Origin of the sequence: Starkeya sp. ORNL1 (assembly GCF_012971745.1) — a bacterium.
GTDB lineage: Bacteria > Pseudomonadota > Alphaproteobacteria > Rhizobiales > Xanthobacteraceae > Ancylobacter.
In genome coordinates this window covers 6116852-6140509 of record NZ_CP048834.1, presented here as the reverse complement: position 1 = coordinate 6140509, position 23658 = coordinate 6116852, and the positions used below count along the sequence as shown (strand labels likewise).

Annotated in this window: 21 protein-coding genes; 15 read left to right on the top strand and 6 right to left on the bottom strand. The window is 66.1% G+C overall.

What is annotated here, in order from left to right; translation table 11 throughout:
- Positions 1–32: 32 nt before the first annotated feature.
- Positions 33–1430, bottom strand: a complete 1398-nt coding sequence (locus G3545_RS28840) for an MmgE/PrpD family protein (protein WP_170017714.1) — start codon at positions 1428–1430, stop codon at positions 33–35.
- A gap of 135 nt (positions 1431–1565) precedes the next feature.
- Between G3545_RS28840 and G3545_RS28835 the strand changes: the two genes are divergently transcribed.
- From G3545_RS28835 to G3545_RS28810, 6 genes are all read left to right on the top strand, one after another.
- Entirely contained in the window at positions 1566–2369 is an 804-nt protein-coding gene (locus G3545_RS28835; protein ID WP_170017713.1) for a GntR family transcriptional regulator, read from the top strand.
- A gap of 61 nt (positions 2370–2430) precedes the next feature.
- Entirely contained in the window at positions 2431–3330 is a 900-nt protein-coding gene (prpB, locus tag G3545_RS28830; protein ID WP_170017712.1) for a methylisocitrate lyase, read from the top strand.
- Between the two features lie 59 nt (positions 3331–3389).
- Positions 3390–4808 (top strand): MmgE/PrpD family protein, encoded by a 1419-nt coding sequence (locus G3545_RS28825; RefSeq protein WP_170017711.1) that lies wholly within the window; start codon positions 3390–3392, stop codon positions 4806–4808.
- On the top strand, positions 4805–5926 hold the full coding sequence (locus tag G3545_RS28820) for an AbrB family transcriptional regulator (RefSeq protein WP_170017710.1): 1122 nt from the start codon (positions 4805–4807) through the stop codon (positions 5924–5926). The genes G3545_RS28825 and G3545_RS28820 overlap by 4 nt, the downstream gene beginning before the upstream one ends.
- A gap of 119 nt (positions 5927–6045) precedes the next feature.
- Entirely contained in the window at positions 6046–6267 is a 222-nt protein-coding gene (locus tag G3545_RS28815) for a hypothetical protein (RefSeq protein ID WP_170017709.1), read from the top strand.
- Positions 6268–6389: 122 nt separating this feature from the next.
- Positions 6390–6917 carry a cyclic nucleotide-binding domain-containing protein gene (locus tag G3545_RS28810; protein ID WP_170017708.1) on the top strand — a complete coding sequence of 176 codons (528 nt, stop codon included), beginning with the start codon at positions 6390–6392 and terminating at the stop codon, positions 6915–6917.
- Here G3545_RS28810 and G3545_RS28805 read toward each other — a convergent pair.
- The 5 genes from G3545_RS28805 to G3545_RS28785 form a co-directional block, all read right to left on the bottom strand.
- Positions 6893–7720, bottom strand: a complete 828-nt coding sequence (locus G3545_RS28805) for a metallophosphoesterase (RefSeq protein WP_170017707.1) — start codon at positions 7718–7720, stop codon at positions 6893–6895. The two genes, G3545_RS28810 and G3545_RS28805, sit on opposite strands and share 25 nt — an antisense overlap.
- 117 nt (positions 7721–7837) lie before the next feature.
- Complete coding sequence (locus tag G3545_RS28800; protein ID WP_170017706.1) at positions 7838–8560, bottom strand: SHOCT domain-containing protein; 723 nt, start codon at positions 8558–8560, stop codon at positions 7838–7840.
- A gap of 131 nt (positions 8561–8691) precedes the next feature.
- Entirely contained in the window at positions 8692–9939 is a 1248-nt protein-coding gene (locus G3545_RS28795; RefSeq protein WP_170017705.1) for a cupin domain-containing protein, read from the bottom strand.
- Between the two features lie 181 nt (positions 9940–10120).
- Entirely contained in the window at positions 10121–13222 is a 3102-nt protein-coding gene (locus G3545_RS28790; RefSeq protein ID WP_170017704.1) for a multidrug efflux RND transporter permease subunit, read from the bottom strand.
- Complete coding sequence (locus G3545_RS28785) at positions 13222–14388, bottom strand: efflux RND transporter periplasmic adaptor subunit (RefSeq protein WP_170017703.1); 1167 nt, start codon at positions 14386–14388, stop codon at positions 13222–13224. The genes G3545_RS28790 and G3545_RS28785 overlap by 1 nt, the downstream gene beginning before the upstream one ends.
- 366 nt (positions 14389–14754) lie before the next feature.
- Here G3545_RS28785 and G3545_RS28780 point away from each other — a divergent pair, with 366 nt between their 5' ends.
- From G3545_RS28780 to G3545_RS28740, 9 genes are all read left to right on the top strand, one after another.
- Positions 14755–15612 (top strand): AraC family transcriptional regulator, encoded by an 858-nt coding sequence (locus tag G3545_RS28780; RefSeq protein ID WP_246702613.1) that lies wholly within the window; start codon positions 14755–14757, stop codon positions 15610–15612.
- 49 nt (positions 15613–15661) lie between these two features.
- Positions 15662–17962, top strand: coding sequence for an FdhF/YdeP family oxidoreductase (locus G3545_RS28775; RefSeq protein ID WP_170017702.1), 2301 nt, complete (start codon positions 15662–15664; stop codon positions 17960–17962).
- Between the two features lie 2 nt (positions 17963–17964).
- Positions 17965–19380, top strand: a complete 1416-nt coding sequence (locus G3545_RS28770; protein WP_170017701.1) for a cytochrome ubiquinol oxidase subunit I — start codon at positions 17965–17967, stop codon at positions 19378–19380.
- Between the two features lie 2 nt (positions 19381–19382).
- Entirely contained in the window at positions 19383–20429 is a 1047-nt protein-coding gene (gene cydB / locus G3545_RS28765) for a cytochrome d ubiquinol oxidase subunit II (protein ID WP_170017700.1), read from the top strand.
- A complete protein-coding gene (locus G3545_RS28760) occupies positions 20426–20617 on the top strand; it encodes a hypothetical protein (RefSeq protein ID WP_170017699.1) in 192 nt (63 codons plus the stop codon). Before cydB ends, G3545_RS28760 begins: the two co-directional genes overlap by 4 nt.
- Before the next feature lie 257 nt (positions 20618–20874).
- Positions 20875–21414 carry a hypothetical protein gene (locus G3545_RS28755; protein WP_170018328.1) on the top strand — a complete coding sequence of 180 codons (540 nt, stop codon included), beginning with the start codon at positions 20875–20877 and terminating at the stop codon, positions 21412–21414.
- A 258-nt stretch (positions 21415–21672) separates the two neighbouring features.
- Positions 21673–21831 (top strand): hypothetical protein, encoded by a 159-nt coding sequence (locus tag G3545_RS28750; protein WP_170017698.1) that lies wholly within the window; start codon positions 21673–21675, stop codon positions 21829–21831.
- 242 nt (positions 21832–22073) lie between these two features.
- Positions 22074–22256, top strand: a complete 183-nt coding sequence (locus G3545_RS28745; RefSeq protein WP_170017697.1) for a hypothetical protein — start codon at positions 22074–22076, stop codon at positions 22254–22256.
- 201 nt (positions 22257–22457) lie between these two features.
- A complete protein-coding gene (locus G3545_RS28740; protein ID WP_170017696.1) occupies positions 22458–23654 on the top strand; it encodes an efflux RND transporter periplasmic adaptor subunit in 1197 nt (398 codons plus the stop codon).
- Positions 23655–23658: the final 4 nt, after the last annotated feature.

Sequence of the window (23658 nt, the reverse complement as noted above, 5' to 3'; positions counted from 1 at the left end):
TGATTTTTCCGGTTCCGGTTTCTGGGCCGACCTCAGCCGAACGCAGCGCGGCGCGGCTCCGTCTGGCGTACCCCTTCGCGCATCACGTCGCCGATGGTGCGTATGTTCGCCTGGGTCTCCAGGCCGAGGATCGCCGCCTCGATGGCGCGGGCGGCGTCATCCGCAATCACCGGCGCGGCGCAGTCGCGGAACTTGGTTTCGAGCGCGCCGGGCGGCAGCGGATGGTCGCGGTCGCGGCCAAGCGGACGGTCGACATAGGTGCGGAACGTCTCGCCGAAGGTCGTCGTCACCTCGACATCGGCAAAGAAATGCTCGGTGCTCTCCATCACCGCTTCGGGATGCGGCTCGGCAACGATGCGGCTCATGAAGGCGCGGACCTGCGGATCATGGACCGCGGCATCTTCGAAATGGTCGAGCCGCACCGAGCCGTCGAGCACGGCGCGGGCCAGCACATATTGCACGCTGAACTTGCCATCGAGGCCGGATTGCGGGTTCGGCCGGTTGGTGTGGCGCAGCCGCCGCGGATGCGTCCAGGAGCGGATCGCGGCGATGTCGGCGGCTTCGAGATCATGCTCGGCGGTGATGCGCAGCAGCGCGTCGACTGCCGGGTGGGTGGAGGCGCAGCAGGGGTGGCGCTTGAAGGCGATGCCGGGCTCCATGAGATCGAAGGGCGCGGCGAACTCGTCGATCATCCGCTCGGCATCGAACTTCCCCTCGCCGTTGAACACCATGAGGAAACCCTGCGGATCCTCCATGGCGGCGGGATTGGCGCTCAGCCCCTCACGGGCGAGCAGCGCGGCATAGAGGCCATTGCGCGCGCACTGGCCGACATGGAACGGCTTGGTCATGGTGCCGAAATTGGCCTTCAGCCCGCTCGCCATGGAGCAGGCGATGGCGAGCGCATTGGTGAAGACCAACGCATCGAGCTTCATCAGCTTGGCGCAGGCGGCCGCGGCGCCGAAGGTGCCGAGCGTCGCGGTGGGGTGCCAGCCCTTCTCGTAATGATGGAAATTGACGCCGCGGGCGATCTTGGTTTCGACCTCGACACCGGTGACATAGGCGTCGAGCACCGTGGCGCCACTCGCCCCCTCTTGCTCGGCCAGCGCCCACAGCGCCGGCACTACCGGCGCGGAGGGATGGCCGCCCAGCGAGTTGCTGCAATCGTCGAAATCGAGCGCGTGGGAGGCGGTGCCGTTGATGGTGGCGGCGTCGAGCGGCCCGACCATCGCCGAGCGCCCGAACAGGGTGGCAGTGCCCTTTCCGACTGCGCCCAGCGCCCGCTCGGCGATCTGTGTGCACGGCTCGGAAGCGCCGGCCAGCGTCACCCCGACGGTGTCGAGAATGGCAAGCCTGGCAATCGCCAGGCCGTCCTCGGGCACATCGTCGAGTCGGACCGCGATAGCGCGCTGGGAAAGCCGTTCGAGCAGCATACCGCCCTCTAGGAAACAGGGAGACGCGCCGGATCGATGCGTCCGGACCCGCAGCGGAAAACCACAGCAGGGAAGCGATGTTTGAGATTGTAGACACCAGTTTTGGGATTGTCTACAGCTCGGACGTCGATTATCGTGACGATCAGAGATGAGACGACGCGGAGTATCCTCGTTTCAAGCTCAAAAACTCAAAAGGCATGCCAATCTTCAATGAAAATTGTCGATTCGAACGTACAGATTGTCGACACGAACGTAGAAACAGACAGAGAGGCGCGCAGCAGCGGCTTGCTCGCCGATCGGGTCATGCTTCTTCTGCGCAAGGATATTGAAGATGGGCGCCTGAAGCCGGGCAGCCGGATCAATGAGCTGGAAATATCGCAGCGCCTGGGGATAAGCCGCGGGCCGATACGTGAAGCCATTCGACGTTTATCTTCGTCGGGCCTCGTCACCTATGAGCCGAATGTCGGCTCGCGCGTGGTCTCGCCCGATATAGACGCCGTCGCCCAGCTCTATGATGTGCGCGAGGCGCTGGAGGCGCTCGCCGCGCGCCTCGCCGCCCAGCACATGACCGAGGTGGAGCGGGCCAGGCTCGCCGAGACGCTCGACGCCCACGAAGCGCAGATGACGGAGGCCAACGCCACCTCCTATCCGCGCGGGCCGGCCGACTGGGATTTCCACCTGCTGATTATCAAGGGCTCGCGCAACGAGGTGGTCTGGCGCATCTGCGGCGACGAGTTCCGCGACATCATCTCGCTGCTGCGCGGCCAGCACGGCTCCAGCCGCGGACGCGGCCGCAAGGCGTTGCAGGAGCACCGCTGGATCGCCGAGGCGGTGATCGCCGGCAATGGCGACCTTGCCGCCTTGCTGATGGCGCAGCACATCCGCGCCTCGCGGGAGAATTTGCTCAATTCCATGCGCGCCGCACGCAAGCCAGGCTGACCGCGCGCCAAGAGGGTTCAGGGATCGATTGGTCGCACCACTCGATCCCGAGGGAGGGATAATGACAGCGACATGGCTCAACGGGGCTGAGGCCAACGCCAGCCCGGCTCTCGACCTCAGGGCGCTCGGCTCCGAACAAGGCATTGCCGTCGCCGGCGCCTGGGACGGCATCTCCGCCGTACTGGCCAAGCGCGCCGGCTTCCGCGCGCTCTATCTGTCGGGCGCCGCCCTCTCGGCCTCGATGGCGCTGCCGGACCTTGGCCTGACCACGCTCGAAGACGTCTGGCGCGCCGCCCGCACCGTGGTGCGCGCCTCGGGGCTACCGCTCATCGTCGATGCCGATACCGGTTTCGGCGAGGCGCTGAACGTGATGCGCGCGGTGCGCGAGCTGGAATCGGTCGGCGTCGCCGGCATCCAGATCGAGGACCAGCAATTCCCCAAGAAATGCGGCCATCTCAACGACAAGCGCCTGGTCTCCACCGACGACATGTGCCGCAAGATTTCCGCTGCCAAGCGCGCCGCCACCACCATGGCGATCTGCGCACGCACCGATGCGGCGGCGGAATCGCTCGACGACGCCATTACTCGTGCCCATCGCTACATCGATGCCGGCGCCGACATCATCTTCGTCGAGGCGATGACCAGCCGCGAGGACATGCAGCGGGTGCGCGCCGAGGTCCGCGCGCCACTCCTCGCCAACATGACGGAGTTCGGCCGCACCCCGCATGTCTCGGTGGCGGACTGGACCGAGCTCGGCTTCGAGCTGGTGATCTATCCAGTGTCCGCGCTGCGCGTCGCCTCGCGCGCCATGGAGAAGTTCTATGTGGCGCTCGCCCGTGACGGCAATGCCGAGGCCTATCTGCCGGAGATGATGACCCGCGCCGAGCTTTACGACCGCATCGGCTATTTCGATTACGAGCAGCTCGACGCCCAGATCGCCCAGACCGTGCTGCCGGCCTGAATCAATCAAAAGACGTTCACAGAACACGACATCAAAACACCTCATGGGAGAGGCGCCTTATGGCCGCGCATAGCATCGACAACCCGTACACGCGCGGCATCGCGGCGTTCGTATCCTCGCTGAAGTATGAGGACATTCCGGAGGAGGTGCGCCAGCGCATCAAGCTGCTGGTGCTGGATTCGCTCGGCTGCGGGCTCTATGGCGCGCATCTGCCGTGGACCGACATATTGCGCGACACCCTCACCGGGCTGGACGCGACCCGCACCACGCCGATCTGGGGCACCGACCAGGCGCTCTCGGCGCCGAACGCTGCCCTGCTCAACGGCACGCAGATCCAGGGCTTCGAGCTCGACGACGTGCATCGCCAGGGCGTGCTGCATGTCGGTGCCGTCACCCTCCCCGCCTTGCTTGCCACCATCACGCCCGACAGCAAGCTGGACGGGCGCGACCTGCTGACCGCAGCGGTGGCCGGCTATGAGATCGGCCCGCGGGTCGGCATGTGCATGGGCCAGGAGCATATCGGCCAGGGCTGGCACTCCGGCGCCACGGTCGGCGTGTTCTCCGCCGCCTCCGGCGCCGCCCGCGCGCTGCGCCTCACCGAGGAACAGACCGTCCACGCTCTCGGCATTGCCGGCACGCAGGCCGCCGGGCTGATGGCGGCGCAGTACGGCGCCATGGTGAAGCGGATGCATGCCGGGCGCTCCGCGCAAAGCGGGCTCTATGCGGCGTTGCTGGCGAATGCCGGCTTCACCGGCATCCTCGACGTGTTCGAGGCGCCCTATGGCGGCTTCTGCGGCACCTTTTCGCGCTCGACCGATCGCTACAATCTCACCGAGCTGACGGCCGGCCTCGGCGAGCGCTGGGAGACGATGCGCATCTCGCTGAAATTCTATTCCTGCGTCGGCAGCAACCACACCACGCTCGATGCCATCCGCGCCATCCAGGAACGCCATCCCTTCACGCTCGACCAGCTGGACCACATCGTGGTGTATGGCTCGCAAGTCACTGCCGACCATGTCGGCTGGCCCTATCGCCCGGAGGGGCTGACTTCGGCGCAGCTGAATCTGCCGTTCTGCGTCGCCACGCTATTGCTGGAAGGCGATGTCTTTGTTGAACAGTTCGACGAGGCCTGCGTGACCGACCAGCGCCGCATCGAGCTCTCCCGCAAGGTGGAGGTGCGGCACGATCCGGCCATCACCGCGCTCGGTTCGAAGTTCCGGCACAAGGTGCGGGTCGAGGTGCATTATCGCGACGGCAGCGTCGAGGCCGAGACCCGCGAGGCGCCGCGTGGCAGTGAATATTCGTTCGCCTCGGAAGCCGACCTTGTCGACAAGTTCAACAAGCTGACCCACCATTTGCTTCCCGAGTCGCAACGCGACGCGCTCATCGAGGCCATATTGGGCATGGAGAGGCTGGACCACGCCCACCGGCTGGTCGAACTGCTGCGGCGCGACCCTGCACAGCGCGTGGCAGCTTGACCGCCGGTCCCGAGGCCGCCGCGGCGAAGCCCTCGCCCGGCCGGTTTCGGCTGCCTCCGCCACGGGCTTTCATCAGCCTCGCCATATCCATCGTGGTGGGCGCGCTGGCCGCCTGGCTGCACGTGCCGCTGGCCTGGACACTCGGCCCGCTGGTGGTGACCGCGGCGATGTCGATCTTCGGACAGCCGGTATTCGCCCCGCTGCTCGGGCGCCGCTTCGGCCAACTGGTGATCGGCACCAGCATCGGCCTCAGCGTGACCGCGGTGGTGCTGGAGAGCATCGTCGCCTTCCTGCCGGTGATCGTGGTGACCTCTCTTGTCGCCGTGCTGCTGTCAGGCGTGGTCTCAGTGTTCTTCGCGCACTTCGCCCGGCTCGACCGCAAGACCGCCTTCTTCGCCATGGTGCCGGGCGGTCTCTCGGAGATGGCGAATATCGGGTCGCTGGTCGGCGCCCATGCGGAACCGATCGCGGTGTCACAGGCGATGCGTGTCGCACTTCTGGTGCTGATCATGCCGCAGTTGATCGTCAGCCTCGGCATCCATGGCGATATCAACGACCTCGCGGTGCAGGCCTATCTGACCTGGCCGATGCTGTTCGCCGCGCTCGGCTGCGGCATCGTCGGCATCGGCGTCGCCTGGCTGCTGCGCTTCAACAATCCCTGGATGATCGGGGCGCTGATCGGCGCCGGCGCGGCGACCTCGATCGGCTTGCTGCACGGCCGCATGCCGTATTGGCTGTTCGCCACGGGACAGATGTTCATGGGGCTCGCCATCGGCGCCCGCTTCCGCCGCGAAATGGTGATGCGGCTGCCTCGGCTGTTCGCCATCAGCACGATGCACACGCTGGCGCTTGCCGCCATGCTGCTCGCCGTGGCGTTCACGGTCTCCAGCCTCACCCGCCTTGATTTCGCCAGCGCCGCGCTCGGCACCTCACCCGGCGGCACCACCGAAATGGCGGTCACCGCGCAGACACTGCATTTATCGGTTGGGCTGGTGACAGCGTTCCACGTGGTGCGGGCGTTCGTCGTGAACGGCTTCGCGACGCGGTTCTACGCGCTTTTTGAACGCATCCGGCTGTTCGATACCGTCGCGAATTGGGCGGCGTTGCGGAAGGACTAGCGCTCTTTCCGTTCGGGTGCGACGCCGTCCATCCGGCAAATCGGCAAAAGCCGGGCAGCCTGGGAAGCTCGGCCGGCCCATGACGGGCACCCTCGACCCGAACCAGAGGAGCACCGTCAATGGCTATTTTCACGATCAAACTGGAACGTACGGTCGCAAGCCGCGAGATTGCGGAAGTCATGATCGACGCGGATGATTTCGGTGATGCCGATCGGCAAGCGCGCGAACAGGCGAAAGCCGGCGTTCTGGATGAACGTTGCTGGCGCACCGACATGCGGGAGCACGGCAAGATCGTCGTCGTCGACGTCGAAGAACGCCGTGCCGAGCGGCGCGCGGCGTAGGCAGGCGGCTGGAGAAACAGATCCGGCACAAGCGGTGCGATACCGCTTCGCCGGTCGGGCGCCATGCACTAGCATTGCCTTCAGGTTCTGAATTTACCTTCAGAAAGGCGAAGGCCAGCTGAATGCGCGCGATTCTTGAGCACTGCGAAGACCTGCCGGAGCAGCACATGGCCGGAGGCACGGTGCTGTTGGCGGAGGGTCAAAGCACCGGCCGGGTCTATGTGCTTGTCAGCGGTCGCATCGAGGTGCTGCGCGGCGACACCCAGGTCACGATTCTCGACGAGCCCGGTTCGCTCGTCGGCGAGATGTCCTACCTGCTCGGCACCCCGCATACCGCGACCGCCCGGGTGCTCGGCGAGGCAACGGTGCGCGTCGCCGAGAATGCCGAAGCATTTTTCCGCGCCCATCCCGAGCTTTCGTGGTTGATCGCACGCCTCCTGGCATTTCGGCTGAAGGCGGCGACGACTTATCTCGTCGACCTGAAGCAGCAGTTTTCCGGATCGGGCGATCACCTGGAGATGGTGGGCGAGGTGCTGGAGACGCTCCTGCATCAACAGGAACGCGATTTCCATCCCGGCTCCGATCGCGATCCGGGCATGGATGACGGCGCGCGAGACCGCGCCATTCAGGGCCGGGCCAGCACCTCGTAGCCCATGGCGGCGGCAGCCGACTTTCCACCTCCAAACCAGGCCGGCAGCGCGGATGCGGGAGCGATGGGTCGATGCAGCGGCGCATCGAGCCGGACCACCTGCACGCCCATGGCGGACATCCACACCGCCTCCCCGGCGACGATGTCCAGCGCGATGAAGGCGGGCGGCGCGCCGAACTGAAAACCCGTATTGAAGACCCAGGTCGTGCCGACGCGATCGACCCACGAGCCGTCCTTCACAAAGGGCGATTGGTGGATATGACCCGCGATCACCAGGTCGGGACTGTAGCGGGCAATCCACTGTTCGAGATCGGTATCGCCGAGCGAGCGGCTGCCGGACCAACTCGTCGGTGAAGCGCTCGGTGGCGCATGGTGGACCCATACCCAGCGCAAGCCGGAGCGGCGCGCGCGGTCGGCTTCGAGTTGCGCGGTGAGCTTCTCGCGCACTACCGGCCCGTCCCACCACGGGCAGATCGTGAACAGCGTGTCCCCCAGCACGATGCTGTCGCCATCGCTGGCGATCCCCGCGGTGTGCAGATCGTTGATCCACCGGGCCACTTTCTCGCCGCCCTCGCTGCGCGAGTCGAGATCATGGTTCCCCGAGCACACGATGATCGGCGTGATGCCCGCGATGCGTTCGAGATACTTGCGCACGACCAGGGTCTGCGCCCGGAAATCGACGATCGAGCCGACATCCAGCGCATCACCGGCGAATATGACGAGGTCATAATCGGCGGCGATTTGCAGCAGCCAGTCGAACTTGGGAAGCGAGTAGTGCAGGTCGGCCACAAGCAGCCAGCGCATTGTCTACTCACGATGAAGTGGAAGCGGAGCGTATCGGCGCCCGACGATGCGTACAGTTATTATCACATCGGGCCCGCAACTTTAAGCAAGCTCCTCCCCTCACCTCGCCGACGGCATTCATAGCCGGGCGAGGAGTTCCGCCTTCTTCGCCCGGAACTCGTCCTCGGTGAGGATGCCCTTCTTGAGCAGTTCGGAAAGGCCCTCGATCCTGCGGAATATCTCATCCGCACCCGTTGCCTCGGTTCGCACGCCTTCAGCGGTGGGCGTGGGCACAGGCGCCCGGGCTTCGTCGCCCCCACGCGAGACCCGCCGAAGATCGCTCAGTTTCACGTCGCCCTTCTGGCTGGTGAAGGCGAGGTTTCGGGAACTGCCCTGTTGTTGCGAGACGCCGGAAATGATGTGGTCCTCGGTATCGTAGACCGTGACATCGCCGCCATCGCTGATCGCCAGCCTGCGCTCGCTCGGAAAGAAGGCATAGCGCATGTCGTTCTGGGCGCCGCTCGAGCTCGGAATCCCAAGGCCTTCCGGCCACCAGCCCCGCATGCCGCCCGATGCCGCGTCACCATGCAGCCCACGCGGATGGCGCGCAGCGAGTTCGGCGAGCTGCGAGCACATGCGATCGACGCGGGCCTTCAGTCCATGATTGAACATGTCGCCGATCATCAGCATGCCGCCGCGCGACCATTGGCCCATGCCGCCGAGTTCCGGATGACTGAACTGCGCCATGGTACCGCCGCCAGCGGCGAGCGCGTCGAACAGTGCCTGCGCCGCTCCAGTGCTTACGCCATTATCGGCGGCGACCTTCTCGATGGCCGCCTGTACCGAGGTATCTTCGCTCATTGCAGCGCTCCTTCGCGGGGACCTGACAGTGACCCGCCGGACAGCGTTCCAGCGGGTCACCCACTCTAGGCCTATCTTCGCTTACCGTACGCGACGGAGCTTGATGCAGGAGCGCCAATTCCAGCGCCTGCTCAGCCCGGCTGGATGCCGAGCTGGCCTTTCGGGAACCGCGCCAGCACGGCGGGGTCGATATTGAGATGCTGGGCCACGAGCTCGGGCGGCGCGTGGGTCAGCCAGTCGGAGAGATCGACCTCCTGGTATTCCGGCGCCTTGAAGACCACGAGCATCTGCACTTCCTCGTCGCCGGTGTTCTCGATGTAGTGGCCCTGGCTCTTCGGCACGACGCCGAGATCGCCGGGACGGAAGTCGATGGTCTGCGCACGAGGCCCGGTATTGAACACGGTCATGCGGCCCTGGCCCTTGATCCAGTACTGCCACTCGTCCGCATTCGGGTGCCAGTGCATCTGCCTGAGACCGCCGGGCTTGATCGTCTCGATGGCGGCGGCGATGGTCTTGGAGACCTTGAAGTTGCGGCTGTCGGCAAGTTGGACGCGGCCGGATGCATTCTCCTTCACCGGCTTGGTGGCGGTGAGCGAGAAGGTGAACGGCTCCGGCGGCGTGCCGCCCGAGGCGACGGCCGCCTGATCCACAGCGAGCGCCGGCGGCTCCTTGCCCTGGAAGATCCATAGGTCATGCAACGGGATATTCTTGAAGACGTCGGCCGGGACGCCGAAATTGCGCGCCAGGATGTCCGGCGGCGTATGGGCGATCCAGTCGGTCAGCAGCAGCGTGTTGTATTCCGACTGGAAGGCGTCATCAAAGACGAGCAGGAATTCCGCGCCCTCGGGCCCGAGGCCCTGGAGGGAGTGCGGGCAGCCGGCCGGGAAGAACCAGAGGTCGCCGGCCCCGACATCCTGCACATAGGCCCGGCCCTGCTGATCAAGCATGGTGACGCGGCAGCGCCCATTGGTCATGAGCGCCCATTCCCCGGCGAGGTGCCAATGCATCTCGCGGACGCCGTTCGGGCCGAGCCGCATGTTGACGCCGGACACCGCGGTCGAGGCGGGAAACTCGGTCGCCGTGATCTGCCGCGCCCAGCCGCCGGCCTGTATGCGCTTCGGCATGATGTTGAAGGAGGACCACATCATCGGCATGCTGCCGACATCGGTCGCCGGCGGATTCTGGAACGACGGGAGCTGGGCTTCCAAGGCGGTGTTCTGCGGCCCGGGATTGGAGAGCGCTCCGGGTGTCGAATTGATCGCGCCCTCTGCGGGCTGGTCGGGGTTGCCGAAAGTGGCGGCATTGGCCGAACCGGCGGCAACGACTGCGCCGCCGACTGCGCCGAGCGCAAGCAGCTTGCGGCGGGACAGGTCATCCATTTCCAATCTCCTCACTTGTCAGTCGTGAAGGCCGCGAATACTGGCGCGTCGGCCGTTCACCTTGCGGCTCACCGGACTATCCGGCGCGCTCGGGCTACACATGACGTAGCGTGCGTTAGGTTTCTTCTCCGATCGCACGCCGCATTCCGGATGCGCCTTATGCCACGCGAGAAAAGCGGCGTCAGGCGCCCTGCGCGACCGTGGGCGCGTGCTTGTCCTGCCGGCGGCGGCCCAGGCGATCGAGATAGAGATAGATGACGGGCGTCGTGTACAGGGTAAGCAACTGGCTCACGATCAACCCGCCGACGATAGCATAGCCGAGCGGCTGACGCAGTTCCGAGCCGGTGCCGGTCCCGAGCATCAACGGCACGCCGGCGAGCAGCGCCGCCATCGTCGTCATCAGGATCGGGCGGAAGCGCAGCAGGCAGGCCTCGCGGATCGCGTCGTGCGCCGACATGCCCTCGCCGCGCTCGCGCTCGATGGCGAAGTCGACGATCATGATGCCGTTCTTCTTCACGATGCCGATCAGCAGGATGATGCCGATCAGTGCGATGATCGAGAAGTCGAAGCCGAACGCCCAGAGCACGGCGAGCGCCCCGAGACCGGCCGACGGCAGGGTCGACAGGATGGTCAGGGGGTGCACGTAGCTCTCATAGAGCACGCCAAGGATCACATAGATCACCAATAGCGCGGCGAGCACGAGCGCGGGCTCACTCGCCAGCGAGGCCTGGAACGCCTGGGCATTGCCCTGGAACGAGCCGGTCAGCGTGGGCGGGATGCCGATCTCCTGCTCGGCGCGATGGACCGCCGCCACCGCATCACCCAGCGCGACGCCGGGCGCGAGGTTGAAAGACAGCGTCACCGCCGGAAACTGGCCCTGGTGGTTGATCGACAGGAATCCGGTGGGCTCCGAGGTCCATTTGGCGAGCACGCTGAGCGGCACCTGATCGCCGGTCAAGGGCGAATGGATGTAGAGCTGCTCCAGCGCGCGCGGTGAATTCTGCAGCTCCGGCAGCAATTCGAGGATAACGTGGTAGCTGTTCAGCTGCGTGAAGTACTGCGTCACCTGGCGCTGGCCGAACGCATCATAGAGCGTGGCGTCGATATCGGTCGGGTCGATCCCGAACCGCTCGGCCTGGTCGCGGTCAATGGTCAGCGTCAGCGTCGCGCCGCCCGACTGCTGATCGGTGGCGACACCGGTCAGCTCCGGCAGCGCCTTCAGCTTGGCCAGCAGCTTCGGCGCCCAGGTGTTCAGCTCCGTGATGTCGCCGTCCTGCAGCGTGTACTGGAACTGCGTGCGCGCCACGCGCCCGCCGACATTGAGATCCTGCGCCGCCTGCAGGAACAGCGCGGCCCCTTCCACCTTTGACAGCGGCTTCTGCAGCCTGCGGATGATATCGAACGCCGAGGCGCTGCGCTGGTCCCGAGGCTTCAGCGCGATGAACATGCGGCCATTATTCATGGTCTGCCCGCCGGACGAGCCGATCGTCATGCCCACCGAGGCTACATCGGGATCCGCCGCGACCACCTTGCCAAGCGCGAGCTGATGCTTGGCCATCTCGGCAAAGGACACGTCCTGCGCCGCCTCCGAAACCCCGAGAAGGAGGCCGGTGTCCTGCTGCGGGAAGAAGCCTTTCGGGATGTAATAGAATAGCGTGCCTGTCGCCATCACCCCGGCGAGGAAGACGCAGAGCGTGATCCGGTGATGGTCGAGCGCAATGTCGAGCGTCGTGCGATAGGCGCTCAGCAGGCCGTCGAACATGCGCTCGGAAAGCCGATAGAGCCGACCGTGGGTGCGGCTTTCGGCGGGCCTGAGGAACAGCGCGCACATCATCGGGGTCAAAGTCAGCGAGACGAAGGCCGACACCGCGATGGTGATGGTCACGGTGATCGCGAATTCGCGGAACAGGCGCCCGACGATGCCGCCCATGAACAGCAGCGGGATGAAGACGGCGACCAGCGACAGGCTGATGGAGAGGATGGTGAAGCCGATCTCGGCCGAGCCGTCGAGCGCGGCCTGGAGCGGGGTCTTGCCCATCTCCAGGTGCCGCTCGATGTTCTCGATCATGACGATGGCGTCATCCACCACGAATCCGATGGCGATGCTCAGCCCCATCAGGGAGAGATTGTCGAGGCTGTAGCCGAGCGCGTACATCGCGGCGAAGGTGCCGATCAGCGCCAGCGGCACGGCGACGCTCGGGATCACCGTCGCCCACAGGCTGCGCAGGAAGACGAAGATCACGGCGACCACCAGCACGATGGTGATGAGCAGTGTCTTTTCGACATCCTGCACCGAGGCGCGGATGGTGCCGGTACGATCGCTGATGATGTCGACCTTGAGCGCCGCGGGCGCCAGCGCGGTCAGGCTCGGCAGTTGCGCCTTGATGCGGTCGACGGTGTCGATGACGTTGGCACCCGGCAACTTGAAGACCGCAAGCAGGATCGCCGGCTTGCCGTCGGCCCAGGCGGCGAGCTGCTCGTTCTCCGGCGCATCGACGGCGGTGCCGATATCGCGCACCCGAACCGGCGCGCCGTTGCGATAGGCCAGGATCGAATCCAGCCACGGCGCCGCCGCAAGGAGCTGGTCGTTGTCATAGATCGTGAAGGTTCGCGTCTGGCCCTGCACGGTGCCTTTCGGCCCGTTCACCGTGGTGGTGACGATAGCCTGGCGGATATCTTCCAGCGACAGGCCGAGATTGGCGGTCTTGGCCGGGTCGACCTGGATCCGCACCGACGGCTTCTGCTGGCCGAGGACGGAGACCTGCCCGACACCGCTGATCTGGCTGATATGCTGTTCGAGCACGTTCTCGGCATAGTCGTCGACCTGGATGATCGGCAGCGTGTCCGAGTGGAGCGACAGCACCAGGATCGGCGGATCCGCCGGATTCACCTTTCGATAGGTCGGCGGCGCCGGCAAATTGGTAGGCAGCTGGCCGCCGGCCGCGTTGATCGCGGTCTGCACGTCCTGCGCCGCGCCATTGATGTCGACGTCCAGATCGAACTGCAGCGTGATCGAGCTGTTGCCCAGCGTGCTGACGGAGGTCATCTGCGTGACGCCGGGAATCTCGCCGAACTGCCGCTCCAGCGGCTGCGTCACCGAGGCGGCGATGATCTCGGGGCTCGCACCCGGCAATTGGGTCGAGATCGACAGGGTCGGGAAGTCGACCTGCGGCAGCGGCGCCACCGGCAGGAACGGAAAGCAGGCCGCGCCGACCATGAGGATGCCCGCCATCAGCAGCGACGTACCGATGGGGTGACGGATGAACCAGGAGGAGATCGACATTATTTCGTCCCCTCGGCGGCTCGCGTTATCTCACCCGGAGGCGTGGCCGTGATCCTTGTGCCCTGGCTGAGCCGGTATTGGCCACTCACCACGACACGCTGCCCCTCCTCCAGCCCGCTCTCGATGACGGCGCTACCCTCCGAGATCTGCCCGGCCTTGACCGGCACCGGGTTCGCCGTCTCGTTCTTGTCGACGGCATAGACGAACAGGCCGTCCGAACCGCGCTGGATCGCATCGGAGGGCACGGTCAGCACATTGCTCAGCATCGCGACCCGCACTTTCAGGTCGACGAACTGGCCGGGCCAGAGGCTGTCATCCTTGTTCGGGAAGTTCGATTTGAGGCGGAACGTCCCGCTCGAAGGATCGATCTGGTTGTCGATGGTCTCGACCGTGCCGGTGTCGAGCACGGAGCCCTTCTCGCGGGAGATCGCCTGCGCCTGTGCAACGCCGGCGGCCAGCGCCGCGCGCACCGCCTGGACGTTCTCCTGCGGCAGCGTCGAGACCACGGAGATCGGATGGATCTGATTGAGCACCACCAGTCCCGTCGTGTCGGTGGCGTGGACGATGTTGCCCTGATCGACGAGACGAAGCCCGACGCGCCCGTCGATCGGCGCGGTGATCCGCGTGTAGGAAAGCTGCGTCTGCGCCGTGCTGACCATGGCGTGGTCCTGGACCACCTGCGCCTCGAGCTGCTGGACCATGCTGCGCTGGTTGTCGATGGTCTGCGGGCTGGCGAAGTCGCTCTTGCCGAGCTGGGCATCGCGCCCCAGTACAATCCGCGCGTTATCAAGCGTGGCGCTGTCCTGCTGCAGCTTGCCGTTCGCCTGGTCGAGCGCAGCCTGGAAAGTACGCGGATCGATGACGGCGAGGACATCACCCTTCTTGACGTCCTGACCTTCCTTGTACAGCACCTGCTGCAACTCGCCGTCGACGCGCGTGTGCACGGTCACGGAGTTGAAGGCGGTCACGGTGCCGAGGCCGGTCAGATAGACCGGGACGTCACGGCGGGCAGCGCTCGCCACCTGGACCGGGACGGTGGGCACGACGGGCACCTGTGCTCCCACTGCCGGTGTCTCGATCCGCCAGGCGGCATAGCCGGCGCCGGCGAGTACGAGAACCAGCAGCAATATCAGGCGCTGCGGATGGGTGGCCGGCTTCGCGGACATCGGTTCGCATCCCTCTGAAGTGCGAGTGTTCATCCTCCATTGCCGCAAGAAGAATGGTGGTTCTTTCGGGAACACCGGATCCTTGCGAGTCCGCCGTATTTCCATCTGGGGAGTGCCACTCGTTCCAAGGAGTCACACCAAAGTATGAGTGAGCTAAACCCATCCCCTTACCAACCAAACGCTCGTACAATGGTGCGTGAGCGAGGCTCAAATACTCTTGATAACCGAACGTCAGCGTTAGGTCAGGTCGAGACGAGGCACACATCAAGCGTATAGCGGAAGACTATCAACCCGCGATGCAAGATTATCCTCGAACACGACTTGACCCTGACCTGGATCTATTTCGGCAACCAAGGGGGTCCGATCATGTCACTGCACGTCTCGCCTTTTTACGCAGGCTTCTCCTCCCGCGTGCCGGCCGGGGAGATCCTCTCTCCGGAGCTGATCGATGGGGCCGTGCGCGATCCCCGGTCCACCGCGGATGTGCGTGACCCGGTCGAGGATCGGCTGTCGATCCGCCTCGACACCATGGATATGGTGATCTCAATCTCCGCGCTCGGCAACGTCGCCGCACCGGCTTTGCGCCTGGCCGTCGGTTCGGGCAGTGAAGCGAGCGAAAGTGCCCTCCATCTCCAGTTCGACCACGGCAGGCTCGCTGAAGACGCCGCCGCCAACCAGGCGCCAGGGCACGCGGCCAATGACGATCCGGTGGTGCAACGTTTTTCCCGGGCGCTGACGCAGCTCGGCGATCGCGAGGATGAAGCCGCTGCGGTCTATGCCGATGCGCTGCGCCTGGCGATCGTCACGCGGATGCTGAGCCTGCGGACGCAGCCGCAGCCGGAACTCCAGCCAGCCCCACCGGCCGAGCAGCAGACCCGGTCCGGCCTGCCCAAATGGCGGCTCAAGCGCGTTGCCGCCTATGTCGAGGAGAATATCAGCGAGGCCATCACCCTGGCCGGCATGGCGGCAGCCGCCGGCCTCAGCCGTATGCATTTCGCGGCACAGTTCCGCGTCGCCACCGGCATGCGCCCGCATGAATATGTGATGCGCCAGCGGATCGAGCGCGCCAAGCAGATGCTGCTGGAGACGCGCGATTCACTGGTGCAGGTCGCGCTTGGTGTCGGCTTCCAGACCCAGGCGCACTTCACCACCGTGTTTCGCCGCTTCGTTGGCGACACGCCGTACCAGTGGCGCTGCGCGAACTCCGAGTTCGCCCAGGCGTAGCCATTTCGCCGCTTCCCCCTCGACAAAAAAACAAATCCAGAGGTGCCCAATGAGCATCGTCAAGACCATTCGCCCCTATCACAGCCCAGCCGGTGGATGGGGCGCCCTCAAGGCCATGGGCACCGCTCTCGCCGAGCAGGATATCGCCGTGTCGGGCATGGCGCTGTTGGCTCACATGAACCAGCCGGGCGGCTTCGATTGTCCCGGCTGCGGATGGGCTGACCCCAAGCAGACCTCGCCGTTCGAATATTGCGAAAATGGCGGCAAGGCCGTCGCCTGGGAGGCGACGACCAAGCGCTGCACGCCCGATTTCTTCGCCGAGTACACGGTGAGCGAGCTTGAGGCGATGACCGACTTCGAGCTCGAGATGCAGGGCCGTCTCACCAATCCCATGCGTTACGAGGCCTATACCGACAAATATGTGCCGGTGAGCTGGGACGAGGCGTTCGCCACCATCGCCCGCCACCTCAACGCGCTGCCCGATCCGAACATGGCCGAGTTCTACACCTCGGGCCGGGCCTCGAACGAGGCCGCCTTCCTCTACCAGTTGTTCGCCCGCGAATTCGGCACCAACAATTTCCCCGACTGCTCGAACATGTGCCACGAGGCCACCAGCGTCGGCCTGCCGCAATCGATCGGCGTCGGCAAGGGCACGGTACTGCTGGAGGATTTCCAGAAGGCCGACGCGATCTTCATCTTCGGCCAGAACCCCGGCACCAACTCGCCGCGCATGATGACCGATCTGCGCAATGCCTCGCGCCGGGGCGCCACCATCATGTCATTCAACCCGTTCCGCGAGCGGGCGCTGGAGCGCTTCCAGGCGCCGCAGAACCCGGTGGAGATGGCGACGCTGACCTCGACGCCGATCTCCTCGCGCGTGTTCCAGGTGCGGGTCGGCGGCGATATCGCGGTGCTCAAGGGCATCATGAAGTGGCTCGTCGCCGAGGACGCCGAAGCGCGCCGCGAGGAGCGTGCTCCGGTGCTCGACTGGGACTTCATCCACGGGCACAGTGTCGGCATCGAGGCGTTGATCGCCGATCTCGAGGCGACGAGCTGGAACGACATCGAGCGCACCTCCGGCCTGTCGCACGCCGACATCGAGGAAGCCGCCCGCGTCTATGCGAAGGCCGAGCGCACCATCCTCGTCTTCGGCATGGGCATCACCCAGCACCGCCATGGCACCCAGAACGTCCAGCAACTCGCCAATCTCGCGCTGCTGCGCGGCAATATCGGCCGCGAGGGCACCGGCATGTGCCCGGTGCGCGGACATTCCAACGTGCAGGGCGACCGCAGTGTCGGCATCACCGAGGTGCCGACCCGCGAATTCCTCGATCGCCTCAAGGCTCGGTTCGGCTTCGAGCCGCCGGACGCCCATGGGCACAACGTCGTCACCGCGCTGGAGGCGATGATCCGCGGCGAAGTGCGGGTGTTCATCGGCCTGGGCGGCAATTTCGTCGCCGCCATTCCCGACTGGGAACTGACGCAGACCGCGATGCGCAAGCTGGCGCTGACAGTCCACATCTCGACCAAGCTCAACCGCAGCCATCTGGTTCACGGCCGCGAGGCGTTGATCCTGCCCTGTCTCGGCCGCACCGAGATCGACATGCAGGCCGGCGGCCCGCAATCCGTCACCGTCGAGGATTCGATGTCGATGGTGCATGCCTCGGCCGGCGTCAGGTCGCCGGCCTCGGAGCACCTGAAGAGCGAGCCGGCGATTGTCGCCGGCATGGCGCGGGCAACGCTCGGCGCACTCTCGGTGGTGAACTGGGAACGGCGGATCGCCGATTATGCTCTGATCCGCGAGGACATCGAGGCGGTGTTCCCGATCTTCGAGGCCTATAATGCCCGGATCCAGGAGCCCGGCGGCTTCCACCTCACCTCGCTCGCCCGCGAGCGGATATGGGCGACCGCCACCGGAAAGGCGAACTTCCTCCGCCATGACGGGCTCGGCGAGGATCCGAGCGTGGTCGACGAGGACGCGCTGTGGCTCACCACGGTGCGCAGCCACGACCAGTACAACACCACGCTCTATTCGCTCTCGGATCGCTATCGCGGTGTCTACAACCAGCGCGACGTCATCTTCCTCAACGAGCAGGAGATGGAACGGCGTGGCCTCGCGGCCGATGACCGGGTCGATATCGTGACGATCTCGACGGATGGGATCGAGCGGGCGGTGCGTGGCTTCCGCGTGGTGCCCTATGCGTTCCCGGCGGGCAGCTGCGCCGCCTATTATCCCGAGACCAACCCGCTCGTGCCGCTCTATGCGCACGACCCGCAGAGCTTCACCCCCTCCTCGAAGGGTGTGCCGGTGCGTCTGGTAAAGACCACCGCCGGGACGGGAGCGCTCTGACCATGGATGCGGTTGATCTCGCCCGGCTGCAGTTCGCCTTCACCATCGGCTTCCACATATTGTGGCCGACCTTCACCATCGGCATCGCCTGGTTCGTCACCTTGCTCAGCGCCCTGTGGTGGCGGACGGGAAACGTCGTCTATCGCGACCTGATGCGCTTCTGGACGCGCATCTTTGCCCTCGGCTTCGGCATGGGTGTCATCACCGGCATCGTGCTGAGCTACGAAATCGGCACCAACTGGGCGGGTTACTCGCGCGCGGTAGCCAACGTGCTCGGCCCGCTCTTCATGTACGAGACGCTGACCGCCTTCTTCCTCGAGGCCGGCTTCATCGGCATCGTGCTGTTCGGCGAGGGCCGGGTCAGCAAGGGCGCGCATTTCTTCGCATGCCTGATGGTCTCGAGCGGCGCACTGATAAGCGCCACCTGGATCATCGCCGCCAATAGCTGGATGCAGACGCCCGCCGGCGCGGTGGCGGACGCCGACGGCATCTTCCACGTGGTCGACTGGGCCTCGGTGATCTTCACGGCGTCCTTCCCCTACCGGCTGGCGCACATGGTCACCGCGAGCTTCCTCACGGGCTCCTTCGTGGTGGCGGGGGTCTCGGCCTTCCATCTGTGGCGCCGCCAGCACCTCGTCGCCTCGCGTACCGCCTTCTCGCTGGCGATGTGGCTGGCGCTGGTCCTGGCCCCCACGCAGATCCTCATCGGCGACCTCCACGGCCGCAACACTCTGGAACATCAGCCGACCAAGCTCGCCGCCATGGAAGGGCTGTGGGACACCACAAAGGGCCCGGCCATGACGGTGATCGCGTGGCCGGACATGGCGCAGCAGCGCAATCTCTATGCGCTCGACATCCCGCACCTCGCGAGCCTCTATCTGACCCATAGCTGGGACGGCGAAGTGCAGGGCCTGAAAGCCGTGCCACCGGCGGACCAGCCGAATGTGCCGGTGGTGTTCTTCGCCTTCCGCATCATGGTCGGCGTCGGCCTCGTGCTGCTCGCCACCGCCGTCACCGGGCTCATCCTGCGTCTGCGCCACCGGCTGTTCGAGACCCGCTGGTTCCAGCTCCTCGCCATGGTGGCGACACCACTCGGCTTCATCGCCGTGCTGGCCGGCTGGACCGTGACCGAGGCCGGCCGTCAGCCCTGGATCATCTATGGCCAAATGCGGACCGTGGATGCCGCCGCGCCGGTGAGTTTCGGCGCCGTGACCACCAGCCTTCTCATCTTCTTTGCCGTCTACAACGTCCTGCTGCTTGCCTTCTTCTGGTTCGCCGCCCGCATCGCCCTCAAGGGACCGGCGGAATCAGGGCCGCCGACACACGAGCATCCGGGCCTCGACCGGACCAATGCGGGCCTTCTCGACAACGATGATGCCGCGCCGGCCCTGGGCCGCGCCGAACAGGCGGGAGCTTGATCATGACGGAGCTGATGCAGGCGGAGCATGTTCCGCTGTTCTTCGGAGCGCTCGCCGCCTTCTGCGTGACGATCTATGTGCTGGCCGACGGCCTCGACCTCGGCGTCGGCATCATCTTCCTCGCGGCGCCGCGCGATGCCGACCGCGACCTGATGATGGCGAGCATCGAGCCGGTGTGGGACGGCAACGAGACCTGGCTGGTGATGGGCGGTACCTTGCTGTTCGCGGCCTTCCCCGCCGGCTATTACGTGCTGCTGCCGGCTTTCTATCTGCCGATCATGTTCATGCTGTTCGCGCTGATCTTCCGCGGCGTGGCCTTTGGCTTCCGGCTGCAGGCGACCAGCTTCCGCATCGTCTGGGATATCGCCTTCGCCGGCGGATCCGTACTCGCGACCTTGTGCCAGGGCTTCATCCTCGGCGGGCTGATCAATGGCGTGCCGGTGGAGAACGGCATGTTCACTGGGGGCGCCTTCAGCTTCTTCAGCCTGCTCGGGCTGATGTGCGGGATCGGGCTGGTCGGCGGCTATGCGCTGATCGGCGCCGGCTGGCTGATCTGGAAGACCGACGGGCCGACCCAGGTCTTCGCCCGCGAGATCGCCCATGCCGCTCTCATCCTCTCCGGCGCCATGATGCTGCTGGTGAGCGCGTGGAGTGCCTGGAGCGTGCCCGAAGTCGCGGCGCGCTGGTTCGCCTGGCCGAACCTCTTCCTGCTGGCGCCAGTGCCGCTCATCACCCTCGCCGTCGTGCTGTCGATCTGGCGCGGCCTGTGGGAGGGGTCGGAAGCACGCACCTTCGTGCTGTCGATCGCGCTGTTCCTGCTCGGCCTCATCGGCCTGGTGGTGAGCATGTGGCCCTATGTGGTGCCGCGTACCGTGACGGTGTGGGACGGCGCCGCCGATCCGCAGACGCTGGCCTTCATCGCCGTCGGTCTCGTGATCATCCTGCCGATCGTGCTGGCCTATCAGGCGCATGCCTATTGGGTGTTCCGCGGCAAGACCGTGCATCATGACGGCTATGGCGGCGGCGCGGCGGAGGGCTCTCACCCGTGATGAATCTTGGCCTGGTGCTCGTCCCGATCCTCGCCGGCGTGATCACGCTGTTCGTCGGCGCCACCCTGCTGGTCCACCATCCGGCGCCGCGGCGCTGGATGGTCGGCACCTATGTGCTGCTGGAGATTGCGCTGCTGGGAACCGGGCTGTTTCTGCTGCCCTTCGCCCTGCGGTTCGACAGCTTCTGATCGATTGTCCGCGATTGCGTCCCGAGGTAGGGAAATCTCCCATGGCTCGCCGGCTCCCGATACTTGGCCGGGGGAGTCCTGTCAGTCGTCTGTTTACTTGGGTTCGGTGCCGCTGAATGATCCTTGGTTTCTCCATGCTGGCACTCCGGGCTGCTGGAAGAAGTAAACGCGTCCTGGCGCGTGCGCTGCTGGCCGCCGCCTGTCTCGCCAGCGCAACCTCATCGGCACGGTCAGAGGCCAGCGGGCCATTGGAGCCGCTGCGCGTCGCGGCCCTGTTGCACACGCTCAATGCCGAGCTCCTCGGCAATGCCAGCGCCACCCTCACGCTGGATCGGTGGTGCGCATCGCGTCAGCTCGCGCCGGCGGGCTCCAAGATCGTTGCCGATCGCGTCCGCGGCGAGGACAAGCCTGCGGATGCGTCGATCCGCGCACTGCTGCAGGTCGGCCCGCAGGAGCCGGTCGCCTATCGTCGGGTCCGGCTGCGCTGCGGCGAGCGCGTGCTGTCCGAAGCCGACAACTGGTATGTCCCGGCCCTGCTGACGCCGGAAATGAACCGGACGCTCGACACCACCGATACATCCTTCGGCCGTGTCGTCGCCCCGCTCGATTTTCGGCGCGAGACCATGTCGGCGAAGCTGCTATGGAGCCCGGAGAGCCGCAGTTCCGGTTCGCCGGTCGCGCTGCCGCGCGTCGTGCTTCAGCATCGGGCGGTGCTGGAGCGGGCCGACGGGCGGCCATTCAGCGCGCTGGTCGAGACCTACACGAGCGAGGTGCTGGGGCCGCCCGCCCAGCGTTGATCGATCGTCCGCTGGCGAGATCACTCATCGTAGTCGCCCCGAAGCTGGCCCAACCCATACCGAAGTATTGTCGGCGCGATCTACCGGATAATTGGCCGGAGCGCCGTATTTGGCGATGCTCCTCAAGTCGACCAAGCGGTTGACTGGCCAGCCCGTCTTTCGCCCCCCAGGTGGGCAGGCCAGGCTTGCCTCAGGAGCCCCTGCCATCTCCATCCGGCAGGCGGCTTCTGAGGCCCCAAAAGGGCGAAGGGAGCCGCCATGCAGCACGATGTTGAAATCGGCGCCAATCTCTTCCGCGACGCCCTTGTCGGTGTTGGTGGCGGCGCGGCCCTCGTCTCTCCGATCCTCGGCGCCGCGTGGTACTGCAACGATATCGTCTCGCTGTGGGCGCTGGCCGTCGCGCACGCGTTTTTCTAGAACTCCGGGCTACTGGCCGCCTTCGCTACTGGCCGCCTTCTTGGCCGCCACCTGCGAGCCGATCCCGGCGACGCCCGAAACGCAGACCCGTCGCGCACGAGTGTATCAAAGCGTACGCGTCGCGGGATCGGCGACAGCTGAAGACAAACTCCCGCGTCCGCCGGGGAATATCCGCGACATTCGCCCGATAGGGTTCCTCCATCGAACAGCCACCCGCTGCCACGTCGATGGAGGAGCTACCGGTGCATGATCTCGCCATCCTGGCCGTCGCAGCCGTGCTGAACCTGTCCAGCCCTGCCAACAGCCTTGCCGATCCGCGGCCGCCTTGCGCCGCCGCGACAGCGCAAGCAGCCAATCCGCCGGCACCGACCACATCGCGACCAACGGTGTGCGTGGTCGATCCCGACATGATCAGCCAGCAATAGCGATCAACCAAGCCGCGACGCGCCGGGAACGCCCCCATCCGGCGTGCGCGTGGCCGCGAGGCCGGCATTCCCCGGCACTGGCACCAAGTTGCCCACCACGGCGCCGCACGACGCCGGCCTCGCCCCCTCTTCGAGCCGTTGCCCATGCGGGCGCTCCAACTCACGCGGCAGGCTTTCAGTGCCGCTTCAAGGTCATCGCCAATGGCTCGTCATCGCACGTTTCTGACCGGGACAGTCCTGTCCGGCATCGCCCTATTCGCGCTCGGCCTGCTGTGGCAGGGCCCGTACGGGGCACGCTCGCAGGCGCAGGTCCAGCCGCCGGCGCCGCCTACCGTGGTGGTGGCGCGCCCGCTGGCGCGCGAGATCGTGGAGTGGCGAGAATTCGCCGGGCGGTTCGAACCGAGCGCCGCCGTCGAGGTCCGCGCCCGCGTCACCGGCCATCTCCAGTCGATCGATTTCAAGGACGGCGAGATCGTCGAGGCGGGCCGCCAGCTGTTCGCCATCGATCCCCGCCCCTACCGCGCCACGCTGGACGAAGCTCGCGCACAACTCGCCAGCGCCGCCGCGCAGGTCGAACTGGCCGACCTCGAATTGCGGCGGGCCGAGCAGCTCATCGGCAGCAATGCGGTGTCGCAGGCAACGCTCGACCAGCGCCGGCAGCAGAAGAAAGCGGCGGACGCCGCCCGCGCACTGGCCGAAGCCGCGGTGAGCCGCGCCGAGATCGAGCTTGGTTTCACCGAGGTCAAGGCGCCGTTCACCGGCCGCGTCTCCAACCGGCGGCTCGACATCGGTGCGCTGGTGAGCGACGGCGCCATGCTGACCACGGTGGTGGCGCTCGATCCGGTCTATTTCGTCTTCGACATCAGCGAGCAGGATCTGCTTGCCTATCAGCAGGCCGCGCTCGCCGGCGCGCTGCCGGCCATGCACGGCCGGCAGATCCCGGTCGAGGCCCGCGCGCAGGCCGACAAGGACTGGCCGCACAAGGGCATGATCGACTTCGTCGACAACCGGCTGGAGGCCGGCGCCGGCACCATCCGCGCCCGCGCCACGCTGTCGAACGCCGGCGGACTCATCACGCCCGGCCAGTTCGGCCGCGTGCGCCTGCCCTTCTCCGCCAGCTACGAGGCGATGCTCATACCCGAAAGCGCGCTGCTGACCGACCAGGCAGACCGCGTGCTGCTCACCGTCGATCCGGACAACACGGTGCGCACCGCCAGGATCGAGCTCGGCCCGCGCCAGCCGGACGGACTGCGCATCGTGCGCGGCGGCCTCAAGCCCGATGACCGCGTGGTGGTGAGCGGCCTGCTGCGCGCCCGCGCCGGCCAGAAGGTGACCGCGCAATCCGCCGATCCGGAACCGCGCGCCGCCGCGCTTGGCGCCGCCGCGCTCGGCAACTGAGGGA

Bases quoted from the DNA above. Each gene is read 5' to 3' on its own strand.
- G3545_RS28840 (WP_170017714.1), bottom strand. From the start codon at position 1,430: ATGCTGCTCGAACGGCTTTCCCAGCGCGCTATCGCGGTCCGACTCGAC.
- prpB (WP_170017712.1), top strand. From the start codon at position 2,431: ATGACAGCGACATGGCTCAACGGGGCTGAGGCCAACGCCAGCCCGGCT.
- G3545_RS28825 (WP_170017711.1), top strand. From the start codon at position 3,390: ATGGCCGCGCATAGCATCGACAACCCGTACACGCGCGGCATCGCGGCG.
- G3545_RS28815 (WP_170017709.1), top strand. From the start codon at position 6,046: ATGGCTATTTTCACGATCAAACTGGAACGTACGGTCGCAAGCCGCGAG.
- G3545_RS28810 (WP_170017708.1), top strand. From the start codon at position 6,390: ATGCGCGCGATTCTTGAGCACTGCGAAGACCTGCCGGAGCAGCACATG.
- G3545_RS28805 (WP_170017707.1), bottom strand. From the start codon at position 7,720: ATGCGCTGGCTGCTTGTGGCCGACCTGCACTACTCGCTTCCCAAGTTC.
- G3545_RS28800 (WP_170017706.1), bottom strand. From the start codon at position 8,560: ATGAGCGAAGATACCTCGGTACAGGCGGCCATCGAGAAGGTCGCCGCC.
- G3545_RS28795 (WP_170017705.1), bottom strand. From the start codon at position 9,939: ATGGATGACCTGTCCCGCCGCAAGCTGCTTGCGCTCGGCGCAGTCGGC.
- G3545_RS28790 (WP_170017704.1), bottom strand. From the start codon at position 13,222: ATGTCGATCTCCTCCTGGTTCATCCGTCACCCCATCGGTACGTCGCTG.
- G3545_RS28785 (WP_170017703.1), bottom strand. From the start codon at position 14,388: ATGTCCGCGAAGCCGGCCACCCATCCGCAGCGCCTGATATTGCTGCTG.
- G3545_RS28780 (WP_246702613.1), top strand. From the start codon at position 14,755: ATGTCACTGCACGTCTCGCCTTTTTACGCAGGCTTCTCCTCCCGCGTG.
- G3545_RS28775 (WP_170017702.1), top strand. From the start codon at position 15,662: ATGAGCATCGTCAAGACCATTCGCCCCTATCACAGCCCAGCCGGTGGA.
- G3545_RS28770 (WP_170017701.1), top strand. From the start codon at position 17,965: ATGGATGCGGTTGATCTCGCCCGGCTGCAGTTCGCCTTCACCATCGGC.
- cydB (WP_170017700.1), top strand. From the start codon at position 19,383: ATGACGGAGCTGATGCAGGCGGAGCATGTTCCGCTGTTCTTCGGAGCG.
- G3545_RS28750 (WP_170017698.1), top strand. From the start codon at position 21,673: ATGCAGCACGATGTTGAAATCGGCGCCAATCTCTTCCGCGACGCCCTT.
- G3545_RS28740 (WP_170017696.1), top strand. From the start codon at position 22,458: ATGGCTCGTCATCGCACGTTTCTGACCGGGACAGTCCTGTCCGGCATC.